This window comes from Persicobacter sp. CCB-QB2 (genome assembly GCF_001274635.1).
GTDB lineage: Bacteria > Bacteroidota > Bacteroidia > Cytophagales > Cyclobacteriaceae > Persicobacter > Persicobacter diffluens.
The window spans coordinates 3,444,572-3,471,131 of the sequence record NZ_LBGV01000001.1 but is presented as its reverse complement, the minus strand read 5'-3'; the positions used below and the strand labels follow the sequence as shown (position 1 = coordinate 3,471,131).

21 protein-coding genes and 8 tRNA genes are annotated in these 26,560 nt (G+C 42.0%); 5 read left to right on the top strand and 24 right to left on the bottom strand.

Features of this window, described 5'->3' with window-relative positions; all coding sequences use genetic code 11:
- Nucleotides 1-45: 45 nt before the first annotated feature.
- Nucleotides 46-384, top strand: a complete 339-nt coding sequence (locus NG22_RS15325) for a carboxypeptidase-like regulatory domain-containing protein (protein ID WP_172674386.1) — start codon at nt 46-48, stop codon at nt 382-384.
- 328 nt (nt 385-712) lie between these two features.
- Entirely contained in the window at nt 713-1,177 is a 465-nt protein-coding gene (locus tag NG22_RS15320; RefSeq protein ID WP_053406526.1) for a toxin-antitoxin system YwqK family antitoxin, read from the top strand.
- 247 nt (nt 1,178-1,424) lie between these two features.
- Here NG22_RS15320 and NG22_RS15315 read toward each other — a convergent pair whose 3' ends face one another.
- From NG22_RS15315 to NG22_RS15260, 12 genes are all read right to left on the bottom strand, one after another.
- Nucleotides 1,425-2,162, bottom strand: coding sequence for a hypothetical protein (locus tag NG22_RS15315; RefSeq protein WP_157601139.1), 738 nt, complete (start codon nt 2,160-2,162; stop codon nt 1,425-1,427).
- A gap of 62 nt (nt 2,163-2,224) precedes the next feature.
- The gene (locus tag NG22_RS15310) at nt 2,225-3,427 is read right to left on the bottom strand and encodes a hypothetical protein (RefSeq protein ID WP_053406524.1); all 1,203 of its coding nucleotides are present in this window, start codon (nt 3,425-3,427) and stop codon (nt 2,225-2,227) included.
- Between the two features lie 120 nt (nt 3,428-3,547).
- Nucleotides 3,548-6,310, bottom strand: a complete 2,763-nt coding sequence (locus NG22_RS15305) for a TonB-dependent receptor (protein WP_053406523.1) — start codon at nt 6,308-6,310, stop codon at nt 3,548-3,550.
- Nucleotides 6,311-6,737: 427 nt separating this feature from the next.
- The gene (locus tag NG22_RS15300) at nt 6,738-7,721 is read right to left on the bottom strand and encodes a MoxR family ATPase (protein WP_053406522.1); all 984 of its coding nucleotides are present in this window, start codon (nt 7,719-7,721) and stop codon (nt 6,738-6,740) included.
- A 191-nt stretch (nt 7,722-7,912) separates the two neighbouring features.
- Nucleotides 7,913-7,985, bottom strand: a tRNA-Gly gene (locus NG22_RS15295).
- A 10-nt stretch (nt 7,986-7,995) separates the two neighbouring features.
- Nucleotides 7,996-8,079, bottom strand: a tRNA-Leu gene (locus tag NG22_RS15290).
- A 56-nt stretch (nt 8,080-8,135) separates the two neighbouring features.
- Nucleotides 8,136-8,208: transfer RNA gene (locus NG22_RS15285), tRNA-Gly, on the bottom strand.
- A 67-nt stretch (nt 8,209-8,275) separates the two neighbouring features.
- Nucleotides 8,276-8,348, bottom strand: a tRNA-Gly gene (locus NG22_RS15280).
- Nucleotides 8,349-8,358: 10 nt separating this feature from the next.
- A tRNA-Leu gene (locus NG22_RS15275) sits at nt 8,359-8,442 on the bottom strand.
- Between the two features lie 55 nt (nt 8,443-8,497).
- Nucleotides 8,498-8,570 (bottom strand) — tRNA-Gly (locus tag NG22_RS15270).
- Between the two features lie 31 nt (nt 8,571-8,601).
- A tRNA-Gly gene (locus NG22_RS15265) sits at nt 8,602-8,677 on the bottom strand.
- Between the two features lie 33 nt (nt 8,678-8,710).
- Nucleotides 8,711-8,786: transfer RNA gene (locus NG22_RS15260), tRNA-Gly, on the bottom strand.
- Nucleotides 8,787-9,026: 240 nt separating this feature from the next.
- Between NG22_RS15260 and ung the strand changes: the two genes are divergently transcribed.
- Nucleotides 9,027-9,692, top strand: a complete 666-nt coding sequence (ung, locus tag NG22_RS15255) for a uracil-DNA glycosylase (protein ID WP_053406521.1) — start codon at nt 9,027-9,029, stop codon at nt 9,690-9,692.
- 490 nt (nt 9,693-10,182) lie between these two features.
- Here the strand turns inward: ung and NG22_RS15245 are convergent, their stop codons facing one another.
- On the bottom strand, nt 10,183-11,151 hold the full coding sequence (locus tag NG22_RS15245; protein ID WP_053406519.1) for an IS30 family transposase: 969 nt from the start codon (nt 11,149-11,151) through the stop codon (nt 10,183-10,185).
- A gap of 1,269 nt (nt 11,152-12,420) precedes the next feature.
- Here NG22_RS15245 and NG22_RS15235 point away from each other — a divergent pair.
- Nucleotides 12,421-13,518 carry a Fic family protein gene (locus NG22_RS15235; protein ID WP_053406517.1) on the top strand — a complete coding sequence of 366 codons (1,098 nt, stop codon included), beginning with the start codon at nt 12,421-12,423 and terminating at the stop codon, nt 13,516-13,518.
- 48 nt (nt 13,519-13,566) lie between these two features.
- Here NG22_RS15235 and NG22_RS15230 read toward each other — a convergent pair whose 3' ends face one another.
- The 3 genes from NG22_RS15230 to glyA form a co-directional block, all read right to left on the bottom strand.
- A complete protein-coding gene (locus tag NG22_RS15230; protein WP_053406516.1) occupies nt 13,567-14,001 on the bottom strand; it encodes an RpiB/LacA/LacB family sugar-phosphate isomerase in 435 nt (144 codons plus the stop codon).
- A 41-nt stretch (nt 14,002-14,042) separates the two neighbouring features.
- Nucleotides 14,043-14,915, bottom strand: a complete 873-nt coding sequence (gene tatC, locus NG22_RS15225) for a twin-arginine translocase subunit TatC (protein ID WP_053406515.1) — start codon at nt 14,913-14,915, stop codon at nt 14,043-14,045.
- Nucleotides 14,916-15,079: 164 nt separating this feature from the next.
- Nucleotides 15,080-16,348 carry a serine hydroxymethyltransferase gene (gene glyA, locus NG22_RS15220; RefSeq protein ID WP_053406514.1) on the bottom strand — a complete coding sequence of 423 codons (1,269 nt, stop codon included), beginning with the start codon at nt 16,346-16,348 and terminating at the stop codon, nt 15,080-15,082.
- 659 nt (nt 16,349-17,007) lie between these two features.
- Between glyA and NG22_RS15215 the strand changes: the two genes are divergently transcribed.
- Nucleotides 17,008-18,135 carry an AAA family ATPase gene (locus NG22_RS15215; protein ID WP_053406513.1) on the top strand — a complete coding sequence of 376 codons (1,128 nt, stop codon included), beginning with the start codon at nt 17,008-17,010 and terminating at the stop codon, nt 18,133-18,135.
- Between the two features lie 78 nt (nt 18,136-18,213).
- On the opposite strand, the gene NG22_RS15210 is transcribed toward NG22_RS15215, so the two are convergent.
- The 8 genes from NG22_RS15210 to ccoN all read right to left on the bottom strand — a co-directional run bounded on the left by NG22_RS15210 (nt 18,214) and on the right by ccoN (nt 26,205).
- Entirely contained in the window at nt 18,214-18,858 is a 645-nt protein-coding gene (locus NG22_RS15210) for a hypothetical protein (RefSeq protein ID WP_157601137.1), read from the bottom strand.
- A 381-nt stretch (nt 18,859-19,239) separates the two neighbouring features.
- Nucleotides 19,240-20,016 (bottom strand): GNAT family N-acetyltransferase, encoded by a 777-nt coding sequence (locus tag NG22_RS15205; RefSeq protein WP_053406511.1) that lies wholly within the window; start codon nt 20,014-20,016, stop codon nt 19,240-19,242.
- Between the two features lie 26 nt (nt 20,017-20,042).
- Nucleotides 20,043-20,750 (bottom strand): sulfite exporter TauE/SafE family protein, encoded by a 708-nt coding sequence (locus NG22_RS15200; protein WP_072159116.1) that lies wholly within the window; start codon nt 20,748-20,750, stop codon nt 20,043-20,045.
- A 10-nt stretch (nt 20,751-20,760) separates the two neighbouring features.
- Complete coding sequence (locus NG22_RS15195) at nt 20,761-21,201, bottom strand: FixH family protein (RefSeq protein ID WP_053406509.1); 441 nt, start codon at nt 21,199-21,201, stop codon at nt 20,761-20,763.
- Between the two features lie 20 nt (nt 21,202-21,221).
- Nucleotides 21,222-22,649, bottom strand: a complete 1,428-nt coding sequence (ccoG, locus tag NG22_RS15190) for a cytochrome c oxidase accessory protein CcoG (protein ID WP_053406987.1) — start codon at nt 22,647-22,649, stop codon at nt 21,222-21,224.
- 312 nt (nt 22,650-22,961) lie between these two features.
- A complete protein-coding gene (locus NG22_RS15185; RefSeq protein WP_157601135.1) occupies nt 22,962-23,810 on the bottom strand; it encodes a cbb3-type cytochrome c oxidase N-terminal domain-containing protein in 849 nt (282 codons plus the stop codon).
- Between the two features lie 20 nt (nt 23,811-23,830).
- On the bottom strand, nt 23,831-24,016 hold the full coding sequence (locus tag NG22_RS15180; RefSeq protein ID WP_053406508.1) for a cbb3-type cytochrome c oxidase subunit 3: 186 nt from the start codon (nt 24,014-24,016) through the stop codon (nt 23,831-23,833).
- Nucleotides 24,017-24,072: 56 nt separating this feature from the next.
- Entirely contained in the window at nt 24,073-26,205 is a 2,133-nt protein-coding gene (gene ccoN / locus NG22_RS15175; RefSeq protein ID WP_053406507.1) for a cytochrome-c oxidase, cbb3-type subunit I, read from the bottom strand.
- Nucleotides 26,206-26,560 lie beyond the last annotated feature (355 nt).

Sequence of the window (26,560 nt, the reverse complement as noted above, 5' to 3'; positions counted from 1 at the left end):
AGCCAAATTTCTTGTCGTACTTTTGAGGTAGATAATAACAGGAAAATGAAAAAATTACTTTCTCTTATTCTTTTCAGTCTTATTTCGTTGACGGTCTTTGCTGGTGGTGAAAACAATAATGCCAAAAGCACTACAGTATTAGCGGGAAAAGTAGTAGATCACCGAACAGGTGAGGCTTTGGTTGGGGCAGAAGTAGTCATTGCAGGTACTACGATTAAGGCCATGACAGATTTTGATGGTAATTTCAAATTTTCCAATGTGAAGCCAGGAACCTATCAGGTCAATGTGAATTTCATTTCGTATGAGTCTGAATCAGAAAAAATCATGGTTTCAACTGGGCAGGCACCGACATCCAGCGTTTTCAAAATGATGGAAATTGAATAGACGTTCATTCCTTTAAAATATATAATCCTCTCGATCACCGGGAGGATATTTTTTTGCCTATTTGCTGAAAGGAGAAGGTGCATGATGTTCTATTAAGCCTCCCTCCATATTTTAAAACCAGCGCGCCTCTATATTATGTTAACGTTAAGTCACCTAACAAACAACCCCTCAATACTCTGACTTAAAGTAAATTAACCCTCTGCTTTTATTTAAATTCAATCTAAAAGAAACGATAAGTTAATTTTGTTAACAATTTAATAACATTGGAAAGATTTTTCCGTATATTTGATCAACGAACAAGATCAAAGACTTTTTAAATATATCCGTCATGAGAAATTTAGTTTTAATTTTTGCCGCTGTTTTGATGTCTGTTAGTGCGTTTGCTGGTGTGGATAACCTGATCGAGCGCAATGGTAAGTATTACGGAGAGGACGGTCTCTTATTTTCAGGCCGCTTCGAGAACACCTATGATAATGGCGCTACTAAAGCGATTTTTACCCTGGTAAGAGGGAATAAGCATGGATTAGCCAACACGTATTACGTTTCCGGCGAGCAGAAAGAAATGGGAGGATATGCTAACGGTTTAAAGGATGGCAAGTGGGTGAAATGGAACAAAGAAGGGGTAAAAGTAAGTGAGGCTTACTACAAAAATGGTCAAAAAACCGGTAACTGGACTATCTGGGATGATAATGGTACAGTAAGATATGAATTAGAATATGCTAATGGTCAGAAAACCGGAGAATGGAAGGTTTATGATGAAAATGGTAAACTGACCCAAGAGATTAATTATTAAGATCTGTTTAGTCGTCATTCAATTTCGATCTTCATAATAACAAAAAAAAGCGATCCTCAACGGGTCGCTTTTTTTATGGAAATCGGGTAATTTTCTATTAACATTTAGATAACTCCACTGAATACCGTATATTCGTACTCGTGTCCATAAGGACGCATAAAGGAGAAATAAAATATCATTTGAATAAATTAGAAAAGGGCAGCCAATTATTGGTCGCCCTTTATTTTTACAGTGAAATTGAGTTTTCTTATTTTAGCTTAAAAAGCAGGTTTTCATTCAGCTGTTGATCAATGGATTTTCGCTGCTCCAATAAATCAGCAATACGATGTTCAAATGAATCGCGAACTGGCTGAGATTTACTTCTATTTCCTCCCGGACGAAAATCCAAACGATAAGAACCTTCCGCAATAATTTGCTGTAAATGCTTCCAATCTGCCTTAGCCTCTTGCTCGTTGGCAAAGTACTTAAAGAAACGCATGGGATATTCCTTACCGAAGGCCACCGTGTCCAGCCCCACCATGGTGTGGACAAAGAAACGGTCATCCATATAAAACCGGATTTCCAGCAAATCATAAAATTGCCAAATAGAATCCTGCTCAAAAGTACAGGTATAAGGAATTCTGGAATACTTTCTATCTTGATAGGGTTCCCCTAATTCAAAATGAGACAGCTCCTTAAAACGCTGCTTTTTGGCAATTTCAAAAGCGATGGTGGCAGAATCTACTTTTCGGTTAATCTCATTCCGCTCAGCTTTTAAAATTGTCAATCCGGGTTGCGCCTCACTGTATTGGGAGTAGGTCAACTTGGAGAGTGCGCGCTTTAAGGTATCATTTTCAACATTTCGTAAGGTCGCCAATGCCGTTTGATTTAAATCTTCCTCCAAGGCTAAAGCACCCAAATCCTCTTCTAAGGTTTTAAAATCAATGTTTCTGTCCTTCACCTCACATGCGACAAAAAACAAGAGTATCCAACACCAGTGTTTCATAAAAAAGGTACAAAAAAAGTCACCCTTACCACAGGGTGACTTTGTATTTATAATTCCCCAAATTAATTCTCAGGAAGGTTATCAGCAATAGCAACTGACTTACCCCAAGTTACCAAAGCCTCTGGAGCACCAGTAGCAGCAGCATCCACTGCGTCAGAGAAGAAAGTTTCGATAACCGCTACTTCGTTCTCTGAAGCGTCTTTAACTTTCAAGGTATAGTCACCCTGACCAGCAACCGGCATAAATTTCCAACTTGCAATGGAAGCATCCCCATTGATGATATGTCCAACAGTCTCTTCTGTCTCCACTTCGATGATACTCTTACCACTTCCGCCAAAACCTTCAATTACCAGGTTTTCAAAGTTGAAAGAAGTACCCGCACGTAATTTCAAACCGGAAGTACCTACTTGATCAGCATCCTTTAGTGTAATATTCTCCACTGTTGGGTTAGAGAAAGGAGTAGCAGCGAAGTTAGAAGAGTTCGTATCGGCCTCGATACCACGATCGTTCTCACCGTTATTAATCGCAGCATTGTGCTCACCATAAACATTAGTAGCAGTACCTACCCAACCATAAGTCCAGTCATAAATATCATCCTGAGTACCATAAGCATACAAGTTTGAAGCGTTTACAGTACCACCGAACCACTCGTAAGCATCATCAGCTGCATTATAAACTGCAATGTGATCTACTGAGGTACCATTACCAACACCATTGAAGGTTAGGCCATTGTGCTCTTTTTCAGAATTAATCTGGTGTCCACCATATTTGAATACCGCATACGAAAGTTTTCCAGAGTTATCAGAAGCGTTATCGCCACCGTAAGCCACGTCACCAACCTCCGCAATTGCAGATCCACCGGAAACGTTGATCGGAGCTTTACCATTGATGATCAAACCACCCCATGCACCTGGCTCAGGAGTTTGCGTGTTTACGGTGAAAACTACTTCTTCACCTGCTTCCCCATTGATGAAAATCTGAGAACCAGTCTCTACCAAAAGATAAGCGCTTTCACCATTTCTTACGGTAACTCCTTTTTCGATGGTCAATTTAGCATCACCCGTTACGTGAATACCTTTGTTGATGAAGTATGTCTCACCTGCCATCAAAGTTACATCTTCATTGATGTCTTTAACGATTTCGTTTTGATCGTTAATGATTCCACCTGAAGGATCAGTGGTATTAGAATCATCATCAGAACATGAAGTCAACGCGATACCGAAAGCTACGGCTGCGTATAGTGGAAATTTGAAAAGGTTTTTCATTTGAATAAATTAGTAATATAGTTTCTGTTCTTAATTCAAAAGCAAATATAGATTCGATTCATTAATTTAAATCAAAGGCTATATTTACTTTACATTAACAAATATTAAATAACTTTATATTTACTTAATTATATAACTAACCCCTACACTAAAGGATACTCCTTCATGGAAAGAATCTACGGTTTGATCTTGAATAGATCTATCACCAAACTCTTGCTGATATCTTTGAATCTCCGGGTTTAGGATATTCTTAACCTTCATATCAATAGACCATTTCTCGGAAAAAGTATTTCTCCAAACGAAATCGAATTTAGGCACGGCTTTCTCGTAAATATCACCAGCTCCTTGCTGACCCGCCGAGTAAACACGGTCACCGAACATATTAAAAACCCCGGAGAAAGTTGTATTCCACTTACCGACCTCCTTATTGTAGGCTAAGTTTGCATTAATCAAATAAGGAGAGGCGCCTTGTAACTGACGTGTTTTGTTGGTTAGGATTTCGGATTTAGGGTCACCTTCCTTCAAAACAATCTCTGAATACAAATAGGTAGCATTCAAGCCTACGCTTAAGCCCTGGAAGGCATCTCCAAAAACATTTTCAAGATTTTTATTGAATTCAATTTCCGCCCCTGCCACATTGGCTTCCTCTGTATTGGTGTAGGTGAATAAGTTTCCGCCCCCCTGGGCCAATTGCGTCAACTCAATAGCGTCGTAGATTTTCTTTCCAAAAAGAGACACCGAGAATAATTCGCCGGAGTTAGGAAAAATTTCCCATTTCATGTCCAAATTGTAGTTGGTGGAATTCTCCAATTCTCTGTTACCCTCGAACAGGTTCCCGTCAACATCCTGATACTGAAAAGGAATAATCTCTCTCATTCCGGGTCTTGTCAGTGTTTTACTGAAAGCAAATCTAAAATTAGACTTGTCAGTATAGGCATACTTTAATGAAAGGGATGGCAAAATATCATTGGTCTTATACTGAGAAATCTGATATGGATCATCATAGGAGTTTCTCAGGTTACGGAATCTTACTTCCTGCAAACCATTTTCGTAACGTACCCCCACCAAGGCCTTAAAACGATCATTAATATTGTAATCATAGGAACCATAGATTCCATGCACATTCATATCTGCTTCAAACTCATGCTGCGCTACATCAATACCGTTACTATAAGAATAATTTCCTTTTAAATAGTTTTCATCATTAAAGAATTCATCAGGATTATTTGGACTAATAATTTGGTTCAAACCATCACCAGCTGCCCTCATGTTGTATTGATAATTTTGCATCTGGCGACCTTTGTATTTCCCCTGATAACCAAAAGAGGCTGTTCCCTTTGCTTCTCCTTCAGTAGTTTCCCCATGCTTCCATACCAAGCCGGTTTTAGCCGCAATTTCATCCTCATCCATATCAGACCAAAATCTATGGTTTTGAGAAGCATTTAATTGTAACAATTTCTCTGAATTCACCCGGAAACTGTTTTGACGACGATCCGGCTCTATACGATTGGTGGTGGAATAAGATACTCCCCAATCCAAGGCTAAAGTCTCGCTATCATTCAATAAGTGCTCTCCTAATAATTGGTTGGTCAAAAGCTGAGACTGTACGTAAGTGTTACGACGGATCAGGATATCATTCGCTGCAACGTCCTGTACATAACCGAATAATTCGGAAGTGGTATTATCCGAAGTGTTGGCGAATAATAGGTTATAAGTGAAATCGTGTTTTGGGTTAAGCTGGTAATTTACTCCCAATAAGGCGGTCGTTAAAGTAGAGTAAGTATACTCATCACGCTGGAAGTTATTCAATTCCACTGCTTGTGCGTTCAGGTTTCTTCTAGAGCCTCCTTTATAATCGAAGTCATTTTCATGGGCTACTGAAGCAATAAAACCAATTTGCCCTTCTGAACCAACGTCAAATTTATTACCACCACGAATGTTGAAATCAAAACCAACCGGCGCCTGGGTAGTGGTTGGGGTAAAACCTGTCTTGAACGGATCACCAGCCGTCTCACTTGCAGGAGGTACATTTCTATCATTTACTGTATTTTCTCTACCGTTACCAGAAAAACCTAATCTTTCAAACTGACCATCCTGGAATGTTTTGAAGTCTTTTCCTGTGATGATGCTGTTACCACTGGCCCCAACACCTACAGACAAGAAGGGGTCTTCCGGATAAGTTTTGGTGGCAATATCAATAGTGGCGCCACCAAAATCACCATACTGAGTGGCATTAAAGGTTTTGCTTACCGAAATGGCCTCAACCACATCTGTTGGAAAGATAGACAGGGGGATCATCTTCATGTCAGGATTAGTAGCCGGAACAGGTAACCCGTTCAAAGTGGCACTATTATATCGGTCTCCTAATCCACGAACGTAAACCCCTTTGGATCCAACTTTCGCAATACCGGACATCTTTGTCAAACCATCCTCCACATTGGAAACACCCTTTACGGCCATTTCTTTCACCCCAATATTCTCTACCATGGTGGCTGCTTTCTTTTGTTCTAAAAGCAAAACTTCTGAGCCTGATCTTTCTGCTTTGGATTTGATCACTACTCCTTCCAGCTCGACCAAATCAGGGTCAAGGTTAACGTTCAGGGTTGAAGTCCCACCAGCAGTGACCGTCACGGTCCCCGTCCAGTCCTTATAACCGATATAGGATACTGTTACAGATTGGGCACCTGCCGCAGCTTTAAATTCAAAATTACCAAATACATCAGTGGCTGCACCGGAAGTGGTGCCGGTGATCAAAACGTTGGCCCCAATAATCTCTTCGCCTGTCGTTTTGTCCTTCACTGCGCCTTTAATAGTACCACTCTGCGCAAAAGCGGCTACGGATGCAAAGGCTGTCAACCAAAAGGTTAGTAAAATGTTTTTCATGGATCTTTTATGTAACTCAATTTTCGACAGCAAAAGTAGGGCGCCACTATTACTAAACGAGTTCTTAAAAATTAATTTAGCTTTATGGATTATCTAATATTCTTTAACCCAATATTAAGAAGATCAATTCAGGATGACCTGCTAAATCACTCCACGGAAGTCCATGAAAAACCCCAACCAGGTTTTTTTATTATTAATCAGTGTTTTCAGCCCTCACAACAGCAATTTCGCCCTTCAACCAGGAGGTAATACTGAAGTAACATTTACCCCTGACATCATTATAAAACAATAATAAAATTAAAGTCTTTTTAAACCCGCTTCTCCCTAATAAGGGGTTTTTGATTAAAAACACTTATATACTTACCTACTAAAACACAAAAAGCCTTCCCTGTTTAAGAGAAGGCTCCTTGATTTCCGTTTAATTTTATTATTGAATCGGCACCTTTTTAAGAATGGCCTCAATCACATCCCGACTACTTACCCCATCAGCTTCAGCTTCATAATTCAGCAAAATGCGATGACTTAGCACGTCCGGTGCAATTTCCTTAATATCCTCTGGTAACACATAGTTTCGGTTATCAAAATATGCAGTAGCTTTTGCGGCCAGGTTCAAGGCTATAGAAGCACGCGGCGACACCCCAAACTGAATATAATGCTCATAGTCATTCAAGCCATACTCTTTAGGGTTACGAGTGGCAAACACCAACTCGATCAAGTATTTCTCTAAAGACTCCGAAATCGTTACGGCATTAATATCATCTCTAATGGCAAATACATCCTCCTTGGTAAGAATAGTTTCCACCTTAGAGTTAAACTGCATATTGGCCATTCTACGCATCACCTCCAGCTCGTCTTCTTTAGAAAGGTAGTCCACGTATACTTTCATCATAAAACGGTCTACCTGCGCCTCAGGCAACGGATAAGTACCTTCCTGATCCACGGGGTTCTGGGTCGCCAATACCAAGAATGGGCGATCCAATGGATAGGTGGTCTCCCCAATAGTCACCTGCTTTTCCTGCATGGACTCCAAAAGTGCTGCCTGTACTTTAGCAGGAGAACGGTTCACCTCATCGGCCAAAATAATATTGGCAAATACAGGACCTTTCTTCACCTCAAACTCTCCGGAACGCTGGTTGTAAATCATGGTACCGATCAAATCTGCTGGCAAAAGATCCGGTGTAAACTGAATTCGCTGGAAATCCAGCTTTAAAACTTCAGCCAGGGTATTAACCGTTAAGGTTTTTGCCAAGCCCGGAACTCCTTCCAAAAGAATATGCCCCTGGGTAAAAAGCCCTATCAATAGGCGGTTTACCATGTACTCCTGTCCGACGACTACTTTACCAACCTCTGAAAAAACCTGCTGAATTTTTTGCTGACGTGCTTCTCGCAATTCGTTATTTACGGTATCCATTATAAAAATCAGGTATGATTATTTTTATACTCTCCAAAAACCGCCCTCATACTTAAAATATTAAGGGAGAGGATTAGCTCCTTTGCGGCGGGCTGCCAAAATAATAACAAAGAATGGAAAACAAAAGAGGGAAGGGGGGCTCCTTAAAAAAAGCATAAAAAAACCTTCCCTGAAATTCAGAGAAGGTGATGAGCGAAAGACGAGATTCGAACTCGCGACCCCAACCTTGGCAAGGTTGTGCTCTACCAGCTGAGCTACTTTCGCAATAATATAGTACCAGGAGCGGGGGTCGAACCCGCACGTCCTAACGGACACAAGATTTTAAGTCTTGCGTGTCTACCAATTCCACCATCCCGGCCCGACCACCAGTAAACTGATGCGGCTCTTTAAAAAGATCCTGTTGATCTTTTCTTGAGCGAAAGACGAGATTCGAACTCGCGACCCCAACCTTGGCAAGGTTGTGCTCTACCAGCTGAGCTACTTTCGCGTATTTGAGCTTGCAAGATTAATCACCTTTGAAAAATTTTGCAAATACTATTTCAATAATTTTTTTGAGCGAAAGACGAGATTCGAACTCGCGACCCCAACCTTGGCAAGGTTGTGCTCTACCAGCTGAGCTACTTTCGCAATAATATAGTACCAGGAGCGGGGGTCGAACCCGCACGTCCTAACGGACACAAGATTTTAAGTCTTGCGTGTCTACCAATTCCACCATCCCGGCCCGACCATCAGCGAACTGATGCGGCATAAAAAAAGATCCTGTCGATCTTTTTTTGAGCGAAAGACGAGATTCGAACTCGCGACCCCAACCTTGGCAAGGTTGTGCTCTACCAGCTGAGCTACTTTCGCAGAATAAAATATTTTCCAACTTATCTCTAAGTGGAGCGAAAGACGAGATTCGAACTCGCGACCCCAACCTTGGCAAGGTTGTGCTCTACCAGCTGAGCTACTTTCGCTTAATGAAAATATTTTATCAACTTATTTCTAAGTGGAGCGAAAGACGAGATTCGAACTCGCGACCCCAACCTTGGCAAGGTTGTGCTCTACCAGCTGAGCTACTTTCGCTTATTTTTCATTCCCTTGATTGCTTAAGGGACTGCAAAGGTAATAAAGGAAATTTGATTTGCAATCCCCTGCAGTAAAAAAAGTGAAAAAATAGAGCTTTAAGGGTTCTCCACTAGGTTTTAGGCAATACCATAAAGCTCAAATACAAAAATGCCGTAAAATGAGGGATCATTTTAAATATCGTGACTTTTCCCCAAATTGGGTCGATTTAAATTATTAAGAAAATCCAGCCCAATAACGATGGTAGCTTTCCAAATCAAAAATGACTGGTCCTCCGTTCTTCAGGAAGAATTCCAAAAGGCCTATTTCAATGATCTGAAAGCCTTTGTACAGGAGGAATACAGCAAAGAAATCATTTTCCCACATCCGGATTATATCTTCAATGCATTCAACAGGTGTGCATTCAAAGACACCAAAGTGGTGATTCTGGGTCAGGACCCCTATCACGGCCCGGGACAAGCGCATGGGTTAAGCTTTTCTGTTTTAGATGGCGTGGCCTTTCCGCCTTCTCTCCGAAACATTTTTAAAGAACTCAAAAGAGATCTGGACATTGATCCCCCTTTTTCAGGTAATTTAGAACGCTGGACTGATCAGGGGGTATTACTTCTAAATGCAACCCTTACCGTACGGCAGGGGAAGGCGGGTTCTCATCAAAAAAAGGGTTGGGAGACTTTTACAGATGCTGTGATTCAAAAGATTGCAGAAGAGAAAGAAGGAGTCGTGTTTATGCTTTGGGGAGCCTTTGCGCAGAAAAAAAGCAGTATGATTGATGAGAATAAGCACTATATTCTTTCCTCCGTTCACCCTTCTCCTTTGTCTGCTCACCGGGGGTTTATTGGCAATGAACATTTCAGCCTGGCGAATAAGTACCTAGATAATAGAGGTGAGTCAGTTATTCAGTGGTAGCTGGATGCGGCAATTACCAGGGAAGGATTTCTTCAGCGTAAAATTTACCTGCGATAAACAATCAAAGGTAAATTTTACAGTTTTTTACCTTTCAATTTCTTTCAAGAGTTAATTTAAGGAGAGTGCTCTCTCGGAATTACCAGTTTTCAAGGCGGAAACGATCAAGGGTCGGGTATTCTGTAAAATCCCCTTCAAACTCTGAAAGCCGACGCACATAGTCAATTTATGGCGTATAAAATAACCCTTTTTACCCTTGAAGATAAAGCAATGATCCTTTCTACCTTCGAAACATTTTCAAAGGTAAATTTTATCATTTATTACCTTCAAGATGATCATGATGTGGCTCTAAAATGGATGATCAAATGGCGGTTCAGCCCGCACCCATTTATTGCGCTTAAAGATGAATATGGGAGGGTTCTACCTTAGTTTCTTTCAAGAGGACATCTACCTTCTTTCCACTTTGAAAAGTAAAAAATCTTGAATTCCAATTTTAAATGCAAGTTTTATTGATGGTGATCAAATTTTTTCTTTCACCATGAATATATTCGATAGGCGTCCAAAAATTCAATTTCTTTCTTGGGCGATTATTGAGGGTTTCTTCTACTTGGAGTACTGAATTCATTTTGATATTGTCCATTGATTTCCCTTTAGGAAAGTACTGTCTTATTAGGCCATTTGTGTTTTCATTGGTACCCCTTTGCCAACTGGCGTAAGGGTCTGCAAAGTAGGCCTCACAACCAACAGAGGCTTCTAATTCTTTATGGCATGCAAATTCCTTCCCATTATCACAAGTCACCGTCTTCCATGGTATTAAGGATCTTGAAGCCATATCTTCTAAGGCTTTCAAAACATCTTTATCTGATTTGCTTAATGCTATTCCGATCAATGTATATCTAGACCTTCTACAAACAGCCGTAACCAAGACATTTGACTTTTCCTTGGTCCCTACCACAACATCAAGTTCAATATGCCCAAACTCCGATCTATTATCAGCCTCCGTGGGTCGAATATGAATAGGTTTCCGGTCTGGAATTTTTGATCCATTTTTTGAATTAGATTTCCGTTTTTTCCTTTTCCCCTTGCTGATCCTAAGGTGATTAGCCAATTCAGGGACACTATAAATGAATTGATAAATTCCTTCAACTGAGATCATAGAAGTCCCTTCCTCTTTGCATCTTCCAGCTATTTGTTCTGGGCTGAAATCATTTTCAATAAGACACTCACGTATTACTTGTTCCATTTCGGGAGTCCGTTTATACGGTTCCCGATTATTTTTACGATTGGCCAGGTACTTACTATGCGCCGTATCAGCGTCGTAATACCCTTTACGACAACGCTTTATTTCTCTCCCGATAGTCGATACATGAAATCCTACTTTATCAGCAATAGCTGTTTTATTGAACCCTATTTTAACTAACGCTTCAATTTCATATCTTTGTGTCAGGGTAATCTGGGCCATTGTTATTTCTTATTTAAGTGCAATTAGATTTAAATTTCAAAGGTACCGGATACCTTTTTTTTATGCCAAAAAAACTTGCACTTAAAATTAGAATCCAGGAATCTCTATTTTTACTCTTCAAATTATTATTGGAACCCTTTTTACCTTCGAAACACCCTCAAAGGTAAATTCTATCATTTATTACCTTCCAGTTAAGCATGATGTAGCTTTAAAATGGTCGACCCAAAGAACGCTTCAGCCTGGTCTCTCCCTCAATTCCGCGATAGGGTGAATATGGGAGGGGCTTCCTTCGTTTTTTCCAGAAGGATATCTACCTTTTTTCCGCTTGGAAGTGTAAAGACTCTCTATTTTTACTGTCCATATTAACATTGGAGCCATTTTTACCTTCGAAACATTTTCAAAGGTAAATTTCATCATTTATTACCTTCGACTGATCATGATGTAGCTTTAAAATGGTCGATCCAAAGAGCGCTTAAGGGTGAATATTGGAGGGATTTACCTTAGTTTCTTCCAAAAGGACTACTACCTTCTCACCTTTTGGGAGGGTAAAATCTTATTCCTTTTACTCTCCCTTTTAGTGTTGGTACCCGAATTACCTTCGAAACATCCTCAAAGGTAAATTTTAACATTTATTACCTTCCAGTTAATCATTTTGTAGCTTTTAAATGGGTAATCAAAAAGAGTTGCGGCCTGCCCCCTTTTATTGCGCTTAAGGGTGAATATTGGAGGGATTTACCTTAGTTTCTTCCAAAAGGACTACTACCTTCTCACCTTTGGGTGGGGTGAAATCCTTTTCCTTTTACTCTCCCTTTTAGTGTTGGCACCCGAATTACCTTCGAAACACCCTCAAAGGTGATTATTGTAATAAATTACCTTTGAAATGGTTATAAAATAGATGTAAGAACATGTAATCTTGAGCTGCACTTTGGAATAGTTCTTTGGCAACTCAAAAACAGCCCGCATTCCTACAAAAAATAGGCCGCCCTAAAAATCAGAACCTTAACAGGAATTCATTTACCTTCATCAAAAAATGCAAAGTAAAATATTCTAGTTTTTACCTTTGAAGCGAAGTTTAGGCATAATACTACACTCGAAAAAAGCTAAAAGGTAATTTTCATTAATAATTACCCTCATTTTGAGGGAGCAGCTATACTTTTAAAGAGTAAAAAACTGAAAAAATTACATTTAAAGGAGAAACTAAAATGATGTTTACCCTCGTTATTATTTGCAGAGTAAAAAGTGAAAAAAATTACCCTTGTTTAAATCGCCATGACTTATCATAAAGATCTTCCTTATAATGCACTCCCGCCATTACCCCCTAAAATTGATCTTTATTCCAAGGATATCATGGTGAAGTTAGTCACTACCAGCAGGGCCTTAGCGCAATTGAACGGGGCGCTCACCAAACTGCCAAACCCCAACCTTTTCCTGGATACTCTTTATTTACAAGAAGCCAAGGCCAGCTCGGAAATTGAAAATATTGTTACCACCAATGATGACCTTTTTAAGGCTCTATTGGTGGAGAAGCGCTTCGCTAATCCGGCCAATAAGGAAATCTTCCATTACAAAAAGGCACTATGGTTAGGCATGACAGAATTTGAGCAAAGGCCATTTATCACCGTTAACCTTTGCATAAAAATTGTGCAGTGCATTAAGCAAAACATGGCTGGCATCCGGGATTTTCCGGGTACCAGATTAGCCAATTCCAGAGGCGAGGTGGTTTATACGCCTCCAGAAGGAGAGGAGACCATACTGGAAAAACTAAAAGCATGGGAACGGTACATTAATGATCCAGAGGATGACCTGGACCCTTTGATCAAAATGAGCCTGATGCACTACCAATTTGAAGCCATACATCCCTTCAGCGACGGAAACGGTAGAACCGGAAGAATTCTTTTCCTATTATATTTAAAGCAAAATAAACTGTTGGATATCCCCGCCCTTTTTCTGAGTGAATATATTTTAAAAGAAAGGGAGTCCTATTACAAAAAGCTTAGAGCAGTAACAGAAAAAGAGGCCTGGGAAGATTTCATCCTGTATATGCTCGATATGGTGGAGATTACCGCCAAACAGGCCTTATTCCGGATGGAATCGGTGATTGAGTTAATGGAGAAAACATCGGAGGCCATTAAGGCAGAGTTCCCTAAATTCCATAGCTATACCCTGATGGAGGTATTATTTAAACTCCCCTATTCTAAAAGACAGACATTGGTAGAGGCAGAGCTTGGCACGGCTAAAACAGTGGGGAACTATTTGATCAAACTGGAGAAAGCCGGCTATTTAAAATCCGTGCGGGTAGGAAAGGAGAAGCTTTATTTAAACCACCGCCTGATGTCCATCCTGGAAGGAGAAAACATATTACAATAAAGCCGCTCCCTTTTCCGGAAGCGGCTTTTATTTCATTACTGTTGCTGATCAGATACAGATCTTATTTACACGGTTCTGATGGCGACCGCCTTCAAACTCCATGGAGAAAAACTCATCCACCATTTCGATCACCTGCTGCTTAGCCGTGAAACGCGCCGGAAGCACCAAAATATTGGCATCATTATGCTGACGGATCAAGGTCACAATCTCTTTCGTCCAGCATAAACCCGCACGCACATTTGGGTATTTGTTGGCCGTCATGGCCACGCCATTGCCAGAACCACAGATTAGAATACCACGCTCAAATTCGCCATCATTCACGCCCTTGGCTACCGGATGCGCGAAATCAGGATAATCCACTGAATCCAAAGAATTGGTTCCATAATTTTTCACCTCGAAGCCTTTTGCTTCCAAATGCTCAATGATGGCTGCTTTGTATTCCGGAGAAGCGTGATCACCACCAATTGCTACTTTCTTAGACATCTTTATGCTGTTTTATGTGAAATAAATGCTCTTCAATAATATTAATCCGGCATCTGATCCAAAGGCCCGTCATAGGTTGTCGGCTCCTTTTTAGATACCACCAATTCCTCGCTTTGCTCCCGCTTTTGGATCCGCTTGGCAATCACAATACTGATCTCATATAGCACTACCAAAGGAATGGAAAGCAAAATCTGACTGACCACATCCGGAGGAGTAATAATGGCTGAAACCACTAAAAAAGCTACAAATGCATGCTTTCGGTAAGCCTCCAGTATGGCCGGCGTCACAATACCTGCCTTGGTAAGGAAATAGATCACCACCGGAAGCTGGAACATCAGCGCACAGGCCAATACGACCATGGTCACGGTACCAATATAACTGATAATGTCAAATTCATTCTGAATAGTTGGATCCAGTTGATAATTGGACAAAAAATTCAGCGAAATTGGCAACACCATGAAGTAGCCAAACATCACGCCAAGGGCGAATAAAAGACTTACAAAAAACACAGCACCACGTGCCGCATTTCTTTCTTCATCATATAATCCCGGGGCCACAAAGCGCCATATTTCCCAAAAAGCATAAGGAAAAGCGAAAATCAAGCCTACCACAAAAGAAGACTGCACGTGCATCATAAACTGCCCCGTCACCTGACGAGATTGTAGAATAAAAGGCAACTCCTCTATACAGAAAGCATCTGAGCCTGTCAGATACTGCCCCAATTCACAAAACATGCGGTAAGTCCAAAAATCAGATCTGGAAGGTGCCAGAATGATATGATGGAACAGAATATTCTTGGAAAGAAAAGCAATGATGGAAAAAACAAAAATAGAGGCAAAAGCGCGGATCAAATGCCAGCGTAACTCCTCCAAATGGTCCAGAAAGGACATATCCTGTTCTTGCTTGATTGACATACGAGTAATTTTCGGAAAACCGAATTATAGTTGATTGAAACCATAGCGGCTGCTATAGAAATAATTCGCAGCCCAAATGCGAAAATAAAAAAAGGACGGGGCATATAAACACCCGAAAAGCATTTATTCGCCCCGCCCTGAATATTATTCAAATTCTGTAAGAATTAATACAATGGGAAGTTTTTCATCCAGGCGTTGATCTCGCCTTTTACCTTCGCAAGATTTGCTTCATTTTCCGGATCAGTCAATACCGCATCAATAAATGCGACAATCTGCTCCATATCGGCTTCTTTCATACCTCGGGAAGTTACTGCTGCTGTACCCACACGCATACCGGAAGTGACAAATGGAGATTTATCATCAAACGGCACCATATTTTTATTAATGGTGATGTCCGCTTTTACCAATGTATTTTCCGCTAATTTACCAGTCAAACCTTTAGAACGCAGGTCAATCAACATACAGTGGTTATCCGTACCACCGGAAATGATATCGTAACCACGCTCCACAAATGCTTTCGCCATGGCGGTTGCATTTTTCTTCACCTGGTAAACGTAATCCATATACTCATCACTCAAAGCTTCTTGGAAAGCCACTGCTTTGGCTGCAATCACGTGCTCCAAAGGACCACCCTGCGTACCCGGGAATACGGCCATATCCAGTTGCGCATTCAGGCTACGAACCTCTCCTTTTGGAGTAGTATCCCCTTTAGGGTTCGGCATCTCCTCACGCGTCAAGATCAAACCTCCACGTGGACCACGCAAAGTTTTGTGAGTAGTGGTCGTTACAATATGACAATGATCTAGTGGGTCATTCAACAAGCCACGTGCGATCAAACCTGCCGGATGAGAAATATCCGCCAAAAGGGTAGCCCCTACCTCATCTGCGATTTCACGGAAACGCGCATAATCCCAGTCACGGCTGTATGCAGAAGCACCACAAATGATCAGTTTCGGCATTACCTCTTTAGCAGTAGCCTCCACCTTGTCCATATCGATGATACCGGTCTCTTTCTCTACGCCATAAAAATGGGGCTTGTAAGTTTTACCAGAAAAATTCACCGGAGAGCCATGAGTTAAGTGACCACCATGAGAAAGGTCAAAACCCAAAATGCTATCACCAGGATTCAAAATTGCCAACATGACTGCCGCATTCGCCTGCGCCCCGGAGTGAGGCTGAACGTTTGCCCAGTTCGCGGCAAACAATTCCTTCGCACGATCAATCGCTAATTGCTCAATTTCATCCACTACCTGGCAACCGCCGTAGTAACGTTTCTTAGGCAATCCTTCCGCGTATTTATTCGTCAACACACTTCCCATCGCCTCCATCACCTGGAGAGAAGTGAAGTTTTCCGAGGCAATCAACTCAATGCCCTCTTCCTGTCTTTGTTGCTCTTTGGCAATCAGATCAAAAATTACGTTGTCTCTTGTCATGACCGTGAGTGGTATGGTTATATTTTAGATCCCGCAAAAATAGCAGATCTGCCTTTGACAAACAATACAACTGATAATTATCATTAAAATTGCCCGTTTTACGGGTTTATGCCAATATTTCAATTGATTCCTCCTATCCCAAAACATGACAAACTTCAGTTTAAAGGCATTCCCGATAGCTAAAAAAAACGCCATTGTTAAAAATTTCTGATCAAGTCCGGAAAGATGCGCAGAATGAGACAAATGAAGCTTTTTCTGACCCAATCAAAACAATGAATTAAAGACCATTATATTGACCATAATTAATTAAAAAGTGTAAACTAAAATTATCATTATGGAGTCAATACCGAATTCTATAAAAATCGATACCAATCCCTAATTAGCTACTCTAAAGGTGATTGAATAAGTTGCCAATAAAGACTATGGAATGCCAAAGTTTAATTCGCAAAAAAAATCACCGATATCCCTAATATACAAAACTCAACAGTCTGATATTTTTCACTCCTAAACCGCTACAGAAGCGATTCATAATTAGTTTAGAAAAAGAAGCATCAATTGTGAAAATTACAACTTACAATTATCTCAAAATATGCTAAATTGGATCGCAGTATTTTTACTCATTATAAAGGTATCCTTTGCAATTTTTTAAATTATCAGACATGAGTACACTTCTTCTCCCGGTGCAAACGGGCCTCATTTCTCGCTTTATTGATCAACAAATTGATTGGAAGCACCCTTTAATTGGTATCATTGGAGGGCAGGCTTCAGGCAAAACCTCCTTCCTGCAACTCAAAAAGGATGATTTTGGAGATAAAGCCCTTTATTTGAATGCCGGAGATTTTAAATTCACCCATGAGCAAATATTAGATCATCTCACGCTCTTTGAGGCCAGAGGAGGGAACAGCGCCTTTATTGATGATTTCCACCGACAGCCAGACTGGATCAGTCAGCTCATCAGCATCCGGAAAGCCTTGCCCAAATTCCAGATTATATTCAGTATTCCGCCCATCCATCAGCATCACCGGAAATTTACTGCCATTCAGAGCGATGGAAAAATCTATCAGCTTCCCTCTTTTTCATTCCGGGAATATCTTGCGGTCAAACACCAAATTACGGCACCTCCACTCACTTTAGAGGAAATCCTGTCCCATCAATATTTGGACTGGCTGGAAAAATCCAAAATCCGACCGCTGGCGCTATTTGAAGATTATCTGCATCATTTTAATCAAGGGGATGCCTTGGAAGACTTGGGACTGAGTCTGGAAAGGGAGCTGGTACAATTCGCACAATTAAAAGCCAGCACGGGATTTAAACTGAAGCACCTGTGTTACCTTTTAGCCAATCAGGCTCCCGATAAGCCCAACACCTCACAGTTGGCTCTAGCCATTGACATGAGCCGGCCATCTCTTAATGAACTATTACAATTATTGGAACAGGCCGAAATCATTCATTTTCTAAAAAAGGCCACCAAAGGCATCAAGGCCATCCGGCCTGTAGATAAATTATTTTTCGGAAACCTGAGCACGTATCGGGAAATCATCAAAAACCAATCCCCACAAAACCTGTATGAGGCCTTCGCTTTTACACATTTAAAGGTGAAACATGAATTGGCTAGTCCCGAATCCGGAGATTTTTTGGTAGATGAAAAGCTGGTGCTGGCCGTGGGGGAAAAAGCCAGAAGTAAGAAAGAATTGAAAGCCCTTACCGAAGCCATAAAAGTCAATCCTTTGATAGAGAAAGGGGAGGAGCGGAATATTCCCCTTTGGGCATTGGGGTTGTTGTATTAGCAAAAAATACCTTCAACCAAAAGTGTGAACAGAGGCTCGAAGACGCATCTGTTCGCACTTATATTTCAAAGAAAAATTTTATTCAAATTCACCCACCCAAACCACTCCTCTTCTGAAAGAATAAAGTTCAACTTCTTCTCCATCAGGGGCAATAATCTTGGATATTCGATGAGGCTTCCGCTTGATTTTCTCCAGCCATTTTCGCTCCCAATCATATTCCTCCTCAGAATCATAAATCCCTTCGGTTTGCTGGCCATTATCCCAGTGATCTTCATCCCAATGATAACTCCACCTAAAATCAGAAGCTGGTTCATTTAATAAAATTCCTGTTGGTCGCTTTTCCTCACTACCTTTTGGCTTATAAAAAATGCTTTCATAGTAATTTATAGACTCTCCTATCGCAGCCACCACCTGAGATTGCGAAACCCGGGGTTCATACCACCAAATTTTCAAATAATAAGGCACTCCCATTGCTTCCAAATCCCTTTTCCAATCATCGTAAATCTCCATCAAGCCTTCCAGCATTTTGATCCGGGTCTTTTTACGGACTTCGGCAAATTCACTCTCCGTAATGGAAATTCCATTCCAAGGACGAACACCGATTTTCGTATATGCCCGCTGATATTGCCGGAGATAGCCCAAATCAAGGTGTCTATCATACTCAACCCAATGGTCAATTGCCCGCCACCTTCTTCTATGTCCTCTAACTTTCTTCGTCTTCATTAATTAATTTTTTTTTCAGGGGCTTCCCTTCGCTGGCTCAGGGCGGGCTGTCGGTAGTCGCTATTTTGGCGGAAAAACCTCTAAAATCAGCAATACTCCGCACTTGCCAAAATGAGCTTCAACAATACCTCCATCCCTAAGCCGGATAATCATTCTTAATTCCACGTTTAGCTACAAGGCAATAAAATGAAGGTAGGCGTACCTTGTTCGGTTTTTCCAAGGAAACAGGTAAATGACGAAATACAAGCCCTCCCAGATTCGGGCTGCGAAAACCAACCCATAAACCATTATTAATAAATTAGTTAATCACACCACCTCACTTAGCGGCTTTTAATTCAGGTTATGCCACAGCATGGTGACCTACAAATACCGGATGACTAGCTAAAGCAATTGCAACTTGCTCATGAATTTATCAAAGCGGGCTTCCATACATACACTCAAATCAGTGGTGAGGAATTTTCCTTGATAAAAAAGACTAAAGATCGTGGCAGGGGAGGGGCAATTTTGCGCCTGCATTTTGGATTCCAACCGGATCAATTTTAAAGGGATTCCTTTGCTTTCTGCGGTGGCCTGTAAGGAGTGCTGCACATGATATTCCGCAAAAGGACAACGATGAGAATAATAGGCCACCAGTCCTTCATTTTCCTCACATTCGCCACTCCGGCAACTTGCATTGAATACAGGATCCGGGGCATTCGTTTTGATTTTCTTTACCAAAAGACTAAAACCACTGTCCAGCCTTTCCACTTCCACGAATCCCTGACGTTGCAACCATTTCCCGTCGGTCATAAAATGGAACTTTTTGGTGCCCACCACCGCTACCAGGCCATTTTTGCCCGATTGATCCGCCTCCTCGACTGCTTTTTGGATTAAGGCCTTTCCATAACCTTTGCCCTTGTATTTTCCTGAAACCCAAAAGCAGTTCAACATCAGATACTCCGGCGCGGTAACCGGAATCCAGGCATTTTCTGCCGGCACATATTCCAGAAACACCTTGGCCCTTTCATCCAGCCGAATGAAGGTAAAGCCATTTTCAAATTCCTGTTTGAGCCATTCCTTCTTTAGCGCGTAACTCTCCTGGCATTTCTTGTCTGAGAATGCGCAACAAATATGTTCCTGATCAATATTTTCTGAGGTGAGTTGAATGAAATCTTCCATGGGCGCAGGGGATTTAAGTTAAAAAATCAATCACAGGCCTCTATCTGCTCCCCTGCCGAGACTCTAATCTCCGGGCTCAGATAGGGAATTCCGAGATTTAACCCCCGGAGGATAAACATCACCGCAATCACAAAGGTGAAAACGGGTACCGCTTTATAGAATTTATGGCGCCATTGACTGGACGCCCACCAGTTACCTGCCAGATTTACGGACACCATCATCGGCCAGGTGCCTAGTCCAAAAATGCCCATGTACAGGGCAGATTGTTGCCAGTCGCCGATGGCCAAAGCGCCTGCAAGCGCCATATAGACGAGTCCACAAGGCAAAAACCCATTTAGGAATCCAACTCCGGCAAAGGCCAGCGTGGTTCTTTTTTTGAAAAAATAGCCGAAACCTTTCTTAATCTTTCCTGCCACTGGATTCCCGGCGGCCTGCTCCAATCGAAGGCGGTATTTTTGGGGTAATAAAATCACTACCAACATCAATGCGCCCATGACGATGGAGAGGACTTGTTGCGTTCCGGCCAAACTGAATCCAAAGCCAATGATACCGAGCAGGGCACCCAGCAACATATAGCTGAAGCTCCTTGCCAGATTGTACATCAGCGTAACCTTCAGTACCGTTCCCAACTTCCGGTCCGGCATCGGCAAAGCCATACTGATCGGGCCACACATGCCAATGCAGTGCATACTGCCCATCAGGCCGATTAAAAAAGCGATTGACCACAACACCATCTCTCTTCTTTTAAAGCATGATCACCTTTTCGTCATAATATTCCTTCTGCCCATCAGACCAACTGGTGCGCACACGCCATTTGCCCTTTTTCATTTCTGACAGGTCACATACCCAACGCGCGATTTCATTGTCTTCCATCGGTACGGACACATCCTGAGTGGCATCATCCTGACGGAACCAGTAAATTTCGCCCTCTTTCAGGGAGCCAATCACTTCCTGGGGTAAACTCACAATGGCGGTCTGTTTGTCTTCCGACAACTCCACCCGCACTTCCTCACTCAATGCCTGCACGTTCCTGATGCGCTCAATCTGCTCCTGATAGGCCAATTCTTGCTTATAATAATCCTTGGATACCAAATGCTGATCCGAACGTACCATCATCACTACCAGTGAAACAATGAAGATCATAAAGGCCGCAGTGGCTAAAATAATTCCTTTTCCCCAACTCATGATATTATCCTTTTCACTTGCTATTTTTTCAATACTATCGGCCCGAGAAAGTTAATATCCTCGGTCACCATTAACTCCCCGTCCTGATAAACCCCGACTTCTAATTTAGTCTTGGTGGCTGTTATTTGACTTTTGGGAATTCGAATAAAGAAGGTGGCATCGGTCAGAGCATTGGCCCCCACTTGAATGGCTTCTCCACCAACCCGCTCAATGACGCCATCCGGGAAGTTTTCCAGTTTCACTTCCAGGTTGACCTCCTCGAAGGTTTTATTGACAAATTTCACATTATAGAGGTTCTGAATTTCTCCCTCATCCGTTTCCTGATACAACATGCCCGGCACACGAAGCATCGTTACCTCCACATCAGTACGGGTAGCCAATAAAATGGTCAATAATCCCAAAATCAGACACAATACTACTGAATAGGCAATGGAACGTGCATTGAAAATCTTATTGTGTCCGTGCTGAATTTGTTCTTCTGAAGTGTAGCGAATCAGGCCACGAGGCTTGTCCACCTTGTCCATTACCTCATCACAAACATCGATACAAGCCGTGCAATTCACGCACTCCAATTGCGTCCCATTGCGAATGTCAATACCCGTTGGGCAAACATGCACGCAAAGTTTACAATCGATACAATCTCCCTGATCTGGTGCCGGAGCCTGATTTTTCTTCAGCTTTCCACGCTTCTCCCCGCGCATCCAATCATAGGCTACTACGATGGATTTCTTGTCCAAAAATACGCCCTGAAATCTTCCGTAAGGACAAACCGTCGTACAGGCCTGCTCACGGAATTTGGCAAATACACCATAGAATATCGCGGTAAAGGCAATCAAGCCGATGAACCCACTCAGGTTCTCCATTGGCGACTTGCTTACAATTTCCTTCACCTCCTCAATCCCGATCAGATAGGCCATAGCCGTATGGGCAATCAGCAGAGAAATTACGATGAAAATTAAATGCTTGGAACCCTTTTTAAGGATCTTTTCCTGTGTCCAGGGGGCTTTGTCCAGCTTACGCTGCTGTGGTGCATCTCCTTCAATCCAATACTCAATCTTGCGAAAGACCATCTCCATAAACACCGTTTGTGGACATGCCCAACCGCACCAAAACCGCCCAAAGACGACCGTAAAGAGCACGATAAAGACGACGAAAGCAATAAAGGCTAATGCAAAGAGGATGAAATCCTGTGGCCAGAAAGCCACGCCGAAAATGATGAATTTTCGCTCGAATACATTAAAAAGAAAGAAAGGGTGGCCATCGATCTGAATGAATGGCGTCACAAAAAACAATGCCAATAAAAAGATGGCGACATAAACTCTGGCTTTATGGAATCGGCCCGAAGGTTTCTTGGGGTAAATCCATATGCGTTTTCCCTGTTCATCCACCGTAGAGATGGTATCCCGGAACTGGGAATCATATTCGTAAAAATTGGTTTCCTCCGCCATGACTTTGATATTTTCGGCTAAAAACCGAGGGGGTTTGACCGGGTGATTCAAACATCATTCACTGTTCAGCCACAAGGTGTAAAATAAGAGGGAATAGGAAAACTATTTCGAATGATTTATCACAAGGCATCCAAGCAGTGAAAATGTCTAATTGCTCAAATTTGATGAGCTATTTATTTTAATGTTCCTTTTTTAACTCCCTTATTCAGCACAATGGGATGTTTAACTGCTCACCACGATGAATAATTGGGTTAAAACCAAAAAGCGGGAGAACTCCAGTCCTCCCGATTTTTCCGGTAAAGTTGATTAGTTCTATTGTCTTACGTATTTTTCTCCTTCTGCTGGTTTCGGCTTTTGAGGGCTCGTCCCCTGAAGGGTCAAAATAAAGGAAGCAACACTCTGGATCTCTTTAGGTGATAGTTGCTTTTTCCAAGGAATCATCCCTTTCCCTGGACGTCCACCGTCTTTGATTACTTTGAAAATATCCTTAATATCCCCACCGTGAATCCAATATTCGTCGGTTAAGTTCGGACCAAGGCCTCCTCCTCCATCGGCAGCATGGCAAGTCACACATTTTTTTGCAAAAAGTGCTTCTCCGTACTCAATAGCTACCCCGTCTGTTAATAAAGTTACATTGGTTTCATCAAGCTCTGGTGCATTTAATGCTGCTTGTGCCATCTCAACTTCATAAGCTTTGGCAGACAATGGTGCCCACTCAAACTTAAAAACATGATATACGCCCACGTAAATGACCCCAAAAACCACCGTGGCCGCAAAAAGAGCTTTCCACCAGGGTGGCAAATGGTTATCCAGTTCCTGAATGCCATCATAATTATGGTCCAGTAGAATTTCTTCTTCCTGTTCGATTGGAACCGCTTCGTTCGCAATTCCCCACCACCAGGACTGACGTACCAACTCTTTTCCTTCCGCCTCTGCCTTTTTCTCCGCTTCCTGCTGCATCACGGTATTCACCACCTTCAGGGTGAAAATCGCCACCAACAAAACCCCCAGAGAAATCGCCGTCGTCAACCCAAGCATGATTTTGAGGGCTGTGGCTTCATCAAGCCCCCCTCCGGACTGCGCAAAGGCCAGCTCGGGCATCATGCCCATCAGCAAAGCCATTGCCGCCACCGCTTTATATTTGAATGCTTTAGTATTCATAAGATTTAGGGTTATCCTTTCTAATTATCCTCCAAATCATCGTTCGGGTCCTCCTCCAGTGGCATATTGCTCATCTTGTCAACATGTGATTTTGACATTTTCCAAACATACCACAGCAAGCCCACAAAAAATGTAAAGAAGATGATCAGCGAAATAATCGGCCAAACCTCTACATTGTATACCCGCTCGAAATAATGTTTAAACATAATTGGATTCGTTTTACAAAAACCTCCCCGATTGCACCAGAGAGGATTTTGGTGAATTATTTAGCTGCTGCTACCTGCTCAGGCTTCACTTTAATGTCGGTGCCCAATCGCTGCAAATAAGAAATCAAAGCCACAATTTCCGCTTCCGGTTGAACGTCCACATTAATCTCTGCTTTCAGGTTTGCGGCAATTTGCTTCGCCTGCTGCTGTACATCCATCACGACCTGATCCTCGTAGCCCTCTTCATATGGAACTCCCAAAGTGCGCATGGCAGTCACTTTAGCCGGAATATCATTGGCATCATAAGTCTGTTCAAACAACCATGGATAAGGTGGCATAATTGAACCGTCAGATGTACTGGTAGGGTCCATCATGTGGTTGTAATGCCAGGAGTCTTGGTATCGACCACCTAAGCGCGCCAAATCCGGACCCGTACGCTTGGATCCCCAAAGGAATGGGTGATCGTAAACGAATTCTCCGGCTTTGGAGTATTCCTCGAAACGCGCAGTTTCAAAACGGAAAGGACGAACCATCTGAGAGTGACAGCCCACACAACCCTCTCTGATATACAGGTCGCGACCGTGCAATTCCAGTGGTGTATATGGTTTTACATTTTCAATCGTTGGAATATTGGAATCTACCAGGAAGGTAGGGACCATCTCCACTGCTCCACCAATTGCGATCGCTACTAAAGAAAGCGCCGAGAAAACAATGGATTTACGCTCTAGTTTAGAGTGCCAGTGGCCTCCGATAATTTTCTTCTTCTCCAAAGCAGGTGCTTCTGCTTCTTCCTCTTCTTGGAATACGCCCTGAGCGGCAGTTTGGTAAAGGTTGTAGGCCATGATAAAGGCACCACCCAAATACAAGAATCCACCAAATGCACGCAACACATAGAATGGGATAATCTGCGTAACGGTATCCAGGAAGTTACCATACTGCAATACGCCTTCAATGGTGAACTGACGCCACATCAAACCTTGTGTTACGCCGGAAACGTACATTGGGATGGCATAGAAAACAATTCCTAAAGTACCCACCCAAAAGTGAACATTGGCCAATTTTGCAGAGTACAATTTGGTGTTCCACATTTTAGGTACCAAATAATACAACATACCGAAGGTCAGGAATCCGTTCCATCCCAAAGCACCAACGTGAACGTGGGCAATGATCCAGTCAGTAAAGTGAACGAAACCATTCACATTTTTCAAAGAAAGCATTGGTCCTTCAAAAGTCGCCATACCGTAACAAGTCACGGCTACCACCATGAACTTCAATACTGCATCTTCACGAACACGATCCCATGCCCCACGAAGGGTCAATAAACCATTCAGCATACCCCCCCAGGATGGAGCGATCAACATCACTGAGAATACGGTTCCCAAGGTCTGTGCCCAATCAGGTAATGAGGTGTACAACAGGTGGTGAGGACCCGCCCAGATGTAAATGAAAATCAATGCCCAATAGTGAATAATGGACAGTTTATAAGAATATACCGGTCTGTTCGCTGCTTTAGGCAGGAAGTAGTACATCAGACCCAAATAAGGTGTCGTCAGGAAAAATGCTACCGCATTGTGCCCGTACCACCACTGTACCAGGGCATCCTGAACCCCGGCATACATGGAATAAGATTTCCAGAAAGTAACCGGCAATTCAAAAGAGTTGACCACGTGCAATACCGCCACCGTCACAAAAGTGGCGATGTAGAACCAAACGGCCACGTACATATGACGCTCTCTTCTCTTGATGATGGTACCCAACATGTTGATACCAAAAACGACCCAAATTAAGGTAATGGCAATGTCAATCGGCCATTCCAATTCAGCATACTCCTTTGAGGTGGTGATTCCCAAAGGTAGTGTAATTGCTGCCGCAACAATAATCAATTGCCAGCCCCAAAAATGGATCCATGAAAGGGCATCATTAAACATCCGTGCTTTCAGTAAGCGCTGTAATGAATAATAAACCCCCGCAAAAATACCATTGCCCACAAAGGCAAAAATCACCGCATTGGTGTGCAATGGACGGATACGGCCAAAAGTTAAAAACGCCGTGTCAAGATTGAGTGCAGGAATGAAAAGTTGCAACGCAATGATTAAACCCACCAACATACCGACGATACCCCAGATGACGGTGGCGATAGCAAAATACTTCACTATCTTGTTGTCATAACGAAACTTCTCTAAATGCATAGCTTAAAAGTACAATAGTTCATCTTAACGAAGTTAAAGAGATGAATTACCTCAAAACATGACATTTGTCAGTTGAGATCATAACTTTTGTCGGCTGTGTAATAAACCAAAAATCAATTTTTGTACTTTACTTATTAAATGCATCCATAAGTTGCATTAACATATGATTAAATTAATATTTTAATAAATTACCCAAATCGAGGCCTGCCCAAAAAAATATTCTTTTTTTCAATAATTTCCCTCCTTCGGGCTTATTACAGATGGCGGTTTTCTAAAATTATCATCCTGAATTTCAGAATATGATCAGGCGCATTTTTTAGGCCGTTATTTATCCCTTTTTTTATTTAAATTGGAC